This window comes from Edaphobacter sp. (assembly GCF_035763405.1).
Lineage (GTDB): Bacteria > Acidobacteriota > Terriglobia > Terriglobales > Acidobacteriaceae > Edaphobacter.
Genome location: NZ_DASUBE010000068.1, coordinates 1 through 5,265 on the forward strand (window position 1 = coordinate 1; position 5,265 = coordinate 5,265).

A 5,265-nucleotide genomic window follows, 5' to 3' on the forward strand; every position below is an offset into this window, starting at 1 on the left:
CGTAGCGACCGCCCGACTTGGCAATACGGTAGAGCCGCGGCACCGTCTCGATGTTGTGGTTCAGAATCTCAGGCTGCGCGGCGAGGACCATGCGCAGAGACTCTTCCACCCCCTGAAAGTCCGGCGTCAGCACCTCGACGCGGCACCCGGGGGCCTGCTTGCGAATCTCCTCGATGACCATAACAAACGCGCGCGCCGCGCCAAGATTATCGTCGTCGCGGTTCACGCTGGTGACGACGGCGTGGTTAAGGCCAAGCTGCGCGACGGCATAAGCCACGCGGCGGGGTTCGTCAAAGTCAATCGGCTCGGGTTTGCCCTTCGGCACAGCGCAGAAGCCGCAGCGCCTGGTGCAGAGATTACCCAGCATCATGAAGGTGGCGGCCTTCTGGTTCCAGCACTCGCCGATGTTGGGGCAGTGGGCGCTCTCGCAGACGGTATGCAACTCCAGCTCGCGCGCCATTGTTTTGAGCGCGTGGAAGGTCTCGCCCATCGGCGCCTTCGCCTTCAGCCATGCAGGCTTGGGGGCGGGCTTCTTCGGGGCCAGGTCGATCTGCACCAGCTCGGCGGTCGGGGTCATCCTCTTTATTGTACCGGGGCAGGCCGCCGGACTACAGCAGCCGTTCCCGCACTTCGGTGCGCGCCAGATAGAGGAAGAAGAGCAGGTCGAACAGCCCGCGTACCAGAAAAAATCCCGCATGCGTGCGCTCAAAGTAGAAGAAGTCGCCGACGCTCAGCAGAAGGCACCCCGCCGTCACCAGCGCCCAGCCCCACTTTTTGAGCCGCAGCAGACCAAAAATGCCCACGGCCAGCAGCGTACAGATTGCAAGCACGGCGTACTTCGTCGTTCCATTGCCGAATGATCCATGCAGCGCCGCATAGGCATTCAGCATGGTCATAAAGATCATGAACATACAGATGCCGGCGATTCCCGGCAGCATCTGTCCTCGCACGTTCGGTTTGGTTTCGGCAGTCATAGAGTCAGCAATTCACAGAGTATGCAGATAAGCCAGCACGTCGTTCACGTCCTGCTGGTCCATGGTGTTGCCCATCGCGGGCATCAGGCCGTGCCCGTGCAGGATGGTGTCAGTCACGCGGTCGTCATTAGCCGGAGCGCCGCTGGGCAGATATGGCTTTTTGAAGACGCCCAACAGCGGCGGCCCGTGCAGCTTGGCATCGGTGCGGTCAGCGTGGCAGGTGGCGCAGCGCGCCTGAAACACCGCGTGCCCGCTCATCTGCTGCGCATTCAACTGGTCCAGCGGAGTCGGCGGAGCCGCGTGCTTGCATCCCGCCGTCAGCATGGCAAACGCCGCAAGCGCGGCCAGACGAACAAAAACTCTCATCTCTTCCATTGTCGCATCCACAACCTGCACGAGCTAATTCGTCTCGGCAATGGCCGCGACGATCTTGTCCATCGTGTCGCGATCGGCGTGGGTGCGCGGCGTGTGGTTGTCGACCATGACGGAGAAGATGACCGTCTTGCCGCTGGCGCACTCCAGATAGCCGCTCAGCGCGCGCGCCTCGCCCAGCGTGCCCGTCTTGGCGAAGAGGTGGTCCTTGATCGGAAGCTTCGGAAACCGCTCCGCCAGCGTGCCGTCCTCGCCGCCGATCGGCAGCGAACGCTTCCAGTCCGCAAACCACGGCTGCGTCGTCGCATACTGCAACAGCTTCGCCGCGGCCCGAGGCGTCACGAGATCATGCCCGCTCAAGCCGGAACCATCGAAAAAGATAAAATCGTCGGGATCGATCCCCACCCTTCCGGTCAGAAACGCCCGCACCACGCGCGCCCCACTGGCCGTAGAGCCGTCGCCCAGCACCGCGATACCGAGATGATGCAAAAACAACTCCGCATGAAGGTTCTGGCTCACCTTGTTCGTCACGACGAGATTTTCTTCCAGCGGCGGCGAGGTGTGCGAGGCGAGCAGTTTTTCCGCCGGGTTCGCGGCTGCGGCCGCCGCTCGCTGGGTGAGATCAGCGACGGGCTGCGAAGATACCGCCAGAAGGCCCTGCGTGTCGGTCGGGAGCCTGTGCTCCGCACGTGCCCTGCCCGTCACTTCGATCCCGCGCGCGTCCAGCATCGCCTTCAACGCCACAGCCGCGTACTCTGCCGGATCATCAATCGCAATCTCTTCCACATCAGGCGAAGCGTTCAGTGCAATGGTGCCGTAGATGCGAAGGTCCTTCGATCCGGGCAGCCGCTCATAGAAGATTGACGTCGGCCCGTTTGCCCCAACCGTCTGTATGTCCGACACGATCTTGTAGTAGGAAATGGCAGGTAAGAGCGAAAACGTTGCCTGCGCCCCTACAGACGCACCCGGTGTTACGGTCACTTTGATCTGGTTGTCGTTGATCGTCAACGCCGAGACCGGCGCGCCATAGCCCCACACCGCATCGTCGATCGTCCAGTCCTCGGCGTAAGGCTCCCACGGGAAGAGCGTGTCGTCGCCCACAATGTCACCGTTGACCACCTTCAGCCCCGTGGCAGCTACCTGGTCAGCCATCTGCGCCAGATACCGCAGCGGGTCTGGCGCAGGCGGAGCGGGATTCGGTCGATCGACCGGCTCGACATACGGCAACGTGCGACCCGAAAGGTTCGCATCGCCCGCGCCGACCAGCACGACATTGCCCCTCAGCTTCGCGTGGCCGTCAAACACGCCTTGGCCGACGATCTTCGTCTCGTAAGTCGTCTCCGGCCCCAGCAGGGCCAGTGCCGTCGCCGTCGTGAACATCTTGTTATTTGAGGCAGGCTGAAAAAGCTGTGCCTCATTCATCGCATAGATGGGTTTGCCGTCCATCCGGGTCACGTAGATGCCCCAGTGCGCCCGCGAAACCGCCGGGTCCTTCAGCAGCGTCGCAACCTGCACCTTCAGCGGCTTCGGCTTGTGCCGTTTATGACGGACCCTTGCATTGGCAGGAAGGCACGTCGTTCCAATCGACAAAATTAAAGCGCAGCAGACCGCAAACCTCTTCATCCGCGCAGTCTAGCATCCCAGCCGCCCCATATTTACTGAGGGGGCGCGGACAACGCGTATACTTTGCCGGCAAACAATGCATCAATCGACCGGCTCATTCTGAGCGGACTTGAGAGGATGGAGACCTTGAACATGAGAGCGATGTGTATCGCACTCCTGCTGACGCTCTCGGCCGGAGTTGCTCTTGCCCAACAATCTTCCAGCGAAGCCGCTGTCTGGAAACTGGAGCACTCCTACTGGGAAGATGTGAAGGCAGTCGATCTGGCCGGCTATCGAGCGTTGTGGCATAAAGATTTCGTGGGCTGGCCCTACGTCAATGCAAAACCTGAGCGAGAAGACCACATCGCCGACTGGCTCGAACAGTACGCCGCGAAAGGCGTGCGACTTAAATCCTATTCACTTCAACCCGAGGGAAGCCTCGCAAACGGCAACATCGTCGTGACCTACTACATGCTGACCGCCGTCTGGGCAGATAAGAGCGGGAATGGCAGGCCCCGGACCAGCCGCATCACACACACATGGCTCAGAACGCCCGGAGGATGGCAAATACTGGGCGGTATGTCCGCATACCAGGCGGAAGACCAGAGATAGAAGCTGCGGTTCCTGCTCCAATCCCGCATCTGTCCTACACTGTTCTTCCATGTCCTTCGCGCGACGCCCGCAGTTCGACTGGCATCTCCGCACCCGCCGCCTTGCGCTGGGCGAGCGGACGCGCATCATGGGCATCCTCAACGTCACGCCCGACAGCTTCTCTGACGGCGGCCACTTCTACTCGCCCGAGACAGCGCCCGACCGCGCCATCGCACACGCGCTCCAGATGCTTGATGAAGGAGCCGACATTCTCGACATCGGTGGCGAATCCACCCGCCCCAACGCCACACCGCTCACACCCGACGAAGAGCAGGCGCGCATCCTGCCGGTCATCGAATCGCTCGCGAAAGCACACCCCGAAGCCATCCTCTCCGTCGATACCTTCCACGCCAGCACTGCCGGACACGCCCTCGCAGCCGGGGTCGAAATCGTCAACGACGTCAGCGGCCACCAGTGGGACCCGGCGATGTCCAGCACCTGCGCGAGAACGGGCTGCGGAGTCATCCTGATGCACACCCGAGGCCGCCCGCAGGACTGGCGCAACCAGCCGCCGCTCGCTGCCGACGACGTCGTCCCGCTCGTCCTCGCTGGCCTCCAGGATCGCCTCGATGCCGCGCTCGTCGCCGGCATCCCGCGCGACAAAATCGTCCTCGACCCCGGCTTCGGCTTCGGCAAGCGGCTCGACGAAAACTATCCGCTGCTGGCGCATCTGGACCAGCTACTCCAGCTCAACCAGCCCATCCTGGCGGGAGTCTCCCGCAAGAGCTTCCTCGTCTACGCGCTCCCCGGAAGTCTGTCGTCAGGAGACCGCCTGAGCGTCACACTCGCTGCCAACACCATCGCCATCCTCAACGGCGCACACATCCTCCGCGTCCACGACGTCCGCCCTGCCGTCGAGGCTGCCGCCGTGGCCGACCGCCTATTGGCCTCCTCCTTGCACAGCCGGGAGTGATACGCTGATGGGCGAAGGAAAGTCGAAATGCTCATCGCCCTGATTGCGCTCCAGATCGTCATCCTTATCGCCCTCATCATCCTGCTCGTCCGCAAACCGCCGATGCCGGAGCAGGACCCGCGTCTGGCGCAGTTGCCCGACCAGCTCATGCGGCTCGATGCCCGTGCACAGGCGTCAGACGAGCAGGCGCGCAGTGCCTTTGCGCAGATGCGCACTGACATCGCAGATGAAGCCCAGCGCAGCCGCGAAGCCAGCGCAGCCAACTTCGCCACGCTTCGCACCGAGACCACCGGCAGCATCGCTACGCTTGGCACAACGCTGCAACACGGACTCACCAGCTTCCGCGAGGACAATAAGACTTCAGGCGACCAGCTTCGCGGCTCCATTCAGCAACAACTTGACGCGCTCACGCAGCGGCTGACCAGCTTCACCTCCGAGACGACGCGCAGCCAGAACGATGTGCGGGAGTCGCTCAACACGAAGTTGACCGACCTGATGACCGCCAACACAACCCATCAGAACCAGCTTCGCACCGCCGTCGAAGAACGCCTCAACCAAATCAATCAGAGCAACGCGGAGAAACTCGAACAGATGCGCGCCACCGTCGATGAAAAGCTGCAATCGACGCTCCAGACACGCCTGACGGAGTCCTTTGGCGCGGTCAGCGACCAGTTGATGAAGGTCCACACCGGTCTCGGCGAAATGACGCTGCTCACCTCCGGCGTCAACGACCTGAACCGCATCTTCTCGAAC

The 5,265-nt window shown here is 62.3% G+C and carries 6 protein-coding genes and 1 pseudogene; 3 read left to right on the top strand and 4 right to left on the bottom strand.

Features of this window, described 5'->3' with window-relative positions; genetic code table 11:
- The 4 genes from VFU66_RS06945 to dacB form a co-directional block, all read right to left on the bottom strand.
- Positions 1 to 577: lipoyl synthase (locus tag VFU66_RS06945; protein ID WP_326445518.1), on the bottom strand; the 577-nt coding region annotated here is incomplete at its 3' end.
- A gap of 31 nt (positions 578 to 608) precedes the next feature.
- Positions 609 to 974 (bottom strand): hypothetical protein, encoded by a 366-nt coding sequence (locus VFU66_RS06950; RefSeq protein ID WP_326445519.1) that lies wholly within the window; start codon positions 972 to 974, stop codon positions 609 to 611.
- Positions 975 to 986: 12 nt separating this feature from the next.
- Positions 987 to 1,340: a c-type cytochrome gene (locus VFU66_RS06955; protein ID WP_326445520.1), complete on the bottom strand. Its 354-nt coding sequence runs from the start codon at positions 1,338 to 1,340 to the stop codon at positions 987 to 989.
- A gap of 33 nt (positions 1,341 to 1,373) precedes the next feature.
- Positions 1,374 to 2,969, bottom strand: coding sequence for a D-alanyl-D-alanine carboxypeptidase/D-alanyl-D-alanine endopeptidase (gene dacB / locus VFU66_RS06960; protein WP_326445521.1), 1,596 nt, complete (start codon positions 2,967 to 2,969; stop codon positions 1,374 to 1,376).
- A 132-nt stretch (positions 2,970 to 3,101) separates the two neighbouring features.
- Between dacB and VFU66_RS06965 the strand changes: the two genes are divergently transcribed.
- From VFU66_RS06965 to VFU66_RS06975, 3 genes and pseudogenes are all read left to right on the top strand, one after another.
- Positions 3,102 to 3,560: a nuclear transport factor 2 family protein gene (locus VFU66_RS06965; protein WP_326445522.1), complete on the top strand. Its 459-nt coding sequence runs from the start codon at positions 3,102 to 3,104 to the stop codon at positions 3,558 to 3,560.
- A 49-nt stretch (positions 3,561 to 3,609) separates the two neighbouring features.
- Positions 3,610 to 4,512, top strand: coding sequence for a dihydropteroate synthase (gene folP, locus VFU66_RS06970; protein WP_326445523.1), 903 nt, complete (start codon positions 3,610 to 3,612; stop codon positions 4,510 to 4,512).
- Between the two features lie 27 nt (positions 4,513 to 4,539).
- A pseudogene (locus tag VFU66_RS06975) lies at positions 4,540 to 5,265 on the top strand (DNA recombination protein RmuC); the annotation flags it as partial.